A 2588-nucleotide genomic window follows, 5' to 3' on the forward strand; every position below is an offset into this window, starting at 1 on the left:
GAGAGTTTTCCGCCCGCCACGTAGAACTGAAAAAGCAGATGGCAGGGGGGCAGCGCCATTTTTTTCGATCTGATGAGCGTTCCAGGCCGAAACGATCAAGCGGCGGGATTGAGGGTTCTCGCGAATTTCGTTGGTGACCCAGGCAATTTGGTCGACCGTTTCCCCATTGCCGCCTTCCCACGAACGCCATTGTTGGCCGTACACCGGGCCCAAGTTGCCCTCTTCGTCAGCCCATTCGTCCCAAATGCTGACACCGTTTTCGCGAAGATAGCTGATGTTGGTATCGCCACGTAAAAACCACAGCAATTCATGCAAAATCGAATGCATATGCAGCTTTTTGGTCGTTAACAGCGGGAAACCCTCGCTCAAGTCAAATCGCATTTGGCGTCCAAACAGGCCGCGTGTTCCGACCCCGGTACGGTCGTCGCGGTCGAGGCCATGGTTCAAGACTTCGTCGAGCAATTGAAGGTAAGTTCGCATCGGATGAAGTTTGGATATGTTGGATATGAAGGTGAAAATAAAAAATGTCGCTTGGTCGCGGCGTCGGGAAACCATGCATTCATGCGATCGCTAATTCTATCGGGCAAACAACGGGTTTGCCGAGAGGCGGCATGTTTTGAATATCGACAACGGCGGAAAGCCGACTGGGACACGTCACGGTCGAGTCCAGTCGATCGTCCAGTGTCGATCGCTCGTGGCTTGGACGCACTCGCCGTCGATTCCACATTCCGCCGCGGTGTCTCGGATTTCGTCTAGCGTCAGCGCCGCATGCAGCGATTGTCGCAGCAACTGCTTGGCGACGTCGTTTTCGTCCCCGGCATAAAGTTGAACAAGCGATTCGACGGCGGATTCCGATTCGGGACGCATTAGGTCGCGGATGAACACGCGTCCCTCGGGTTTGACCAACCGCATTGCGGTTTTGATCGCCTCGTCCGCCTGTTCCAGATGATGGATCAGACTGTTGGAAACCACCGTGTCGGCAATCGCGTCCTCGTACCCCGTCATCGTTTTGGCATCGGCTTGGTGGAGCATGATTTGTTCAAGCATTCCTGCGAAATCGATTTCTTGTTTGGCAAGTCCCAGCATTTCCGTAGAAAGATCGACTGCCATGACTTCGATTGCCTGGTCGCGTGAGGCAATCTCAATTGCCAGGATCGCGGGGCCACAGCCCAGGTCGATCACTCGGGGGCCTGTCGTGCCGCCCGCAAAAAGGTCGTCAGCAAAAATACGATTGACCTCGGCGTGGTTCATCTCCAGATAGGCCACCGCCTCATCGAAAGCGTCCATCGTTTCAGGTTCAAGCGTACGAGCGAGTGTCACGTGGTGGTTCCATCAAAAAAGCGGAAAACGAGCGATGTGCTGCGCGAATACAGGTATTGCGGGATGCGTCTGCCCCATTCTATGAAAATTTCGCGTTGCCAACTTCAAAACAGGTTCGTCCAACTACTATCGGGCATAAAGCCCATGCCCCGTTAGCGATCTTGTGTTTCGCATCCGAGCCAAAACCGAAAGATCGAATATTATTTTGTCCGGTGGGGGGGCTTTCGTGGCGGCTAGATGTGGTGGCAAATTGACATCGGCAAAAGAGCGACGCGGCAGCGATGTCTTGACGAACGGCGTCGCAGGGCGAACGAGAGTCGCAGGACGAATGGGATCAGATTAGCGGAACCGATTGATGATTGACTTAGGGAAATACAACGTTCTGGGGATCAACGTCAGTGCGATTGATTACGAAGCGGCGGTAAAACGGGTGATCGACGCGGGCCAGCAACATCAACCGCTCGCGGTCACGGCGCTGGCGGTGCACGGTGTGATGACGGGGGTGGGAGACAAGGAGCACCAGTATCGATTAAACCAATTCGATTTGGTTTGTCCCGACGGCCAACCGGTCCGCTGGGCGCTCAATGGGTTGTACCAATGTGAATTGCCCGATCGCGTGTACGGTCCCACATTGACGCTGAAGATTTGTGAAGCGGCGGCCGAGGCGGGCGTGTCGATTTTCTTATTTGGTGCGACCCAAGAGATGCTGGATGGTTTCGCCAAGAACCTCTGTGCCAAATTTCCCAAGCTGCAAATCGCCGGCAAGCGAGCATCCAAGTTTCGTAGTCTATCGGTCGCCGAACGTGACGAATTGGCAGCAGAGATTCGGGACAGCGGCGCCGGGATTTGTTTTGTCGGTCTGGGGTGCCCGCGACAAGAGGTGTTCGCCTACGAGATGCGTGACCGCGTCAACATGCCCTTGATCGCCGTCGGTGCCGCGTTCGCGTTTCACGCCGGCGCACTCGCCCAGGCTCCGCCGTGGATGCAGCGCAACGGGCTGGAGTGGTTGTTTCGTTTTACTCGCGAGCCCAAACGATTATGGAAGCGTTACGCGACGACGAACCCAGCGTTTGTTTCGCTGTTAACCCTACAGAAACTTCGTCTGTACGTCCGCCGCAGCGACGCGGGAGTTGAGCCTGAAAACGAAGTGTTGTTTGGCTAGGGAAGTGTTTCAGCTCGCGGTGCGAGTCCCATGGTTTCGACTTTGGTAGCGGCACGGCGCGAGCCCAATGCCATCTACTTTCGTAGTGGGACTCGCCAGAGTTCCT

Annotated in this window: 2 protein-coding genes and 1 pseudogene; 1 reads left to right on the forward strand and 2 read right to left on the reverse strand. The window is 55.5% G+C overall.

Translation table 11 applies throughout. The features are described from left to right. Together thyA and RMSM_RS33545 are read right to left on the reverse strand one after the other, a co-directional pair. Positions 1-480: pseudogene (gene thyA / locus RMSM_RS33540) on the reverse strand (thymidylate synthase); the annotation flags it as partial. A 174-nt stretch (positions 481-654) separates the two neighbouring features. Then, positions 655-1320: a class I SAM-dependent methyltransferase gene (locus RMSM_RS33545; RefSeq protein ID WP_008708297.1), complete on the reverse strand. Its 666-nt coding sequence runs from the start codon at positions 1318-1320 to the stop codon at positions 655-657. 355 nt (positions 1321-1675) lie between these two features. Here RMSM_RS33545 and RMSM_RS33550 point away from each other — a divergent pair, with 355 nt between their 5' ends. After that, a complete protein-coding gene (locus RMSM_RS33550) occupies positions 1676-2482 on the forward strand; it encodes a WecB/TagA/CpsF family glycosyltransferase (RefSeq protein ID WP_008708299.1) in 807 nt (268 codons plus the stop codon). The last annotated feature ends 106 nt before the right edge of the window (positions 2483-2588 follow it).

The organism is Rhodopirellula maiorica SM1 (genome assembly GCF_000346295.1).
In the GTDB taxonomy this organism is placed as follows: domain Bacteria; phylum Planctomycetota; class Planctomycetia; order Pirellulales; family Pirellulaceae; genus Novipirellula; species Novipirellula maiorica.

Excerpts from the sequence above, each read along its gene's own strand:
- RMSM_RS33550 (WP_008708299.1), top strand. The coding sequence starts at position 1,676 with ATGATTGACTTAGGGAAATACAACGTTCTGGGGATCAACGTCAGTGCG.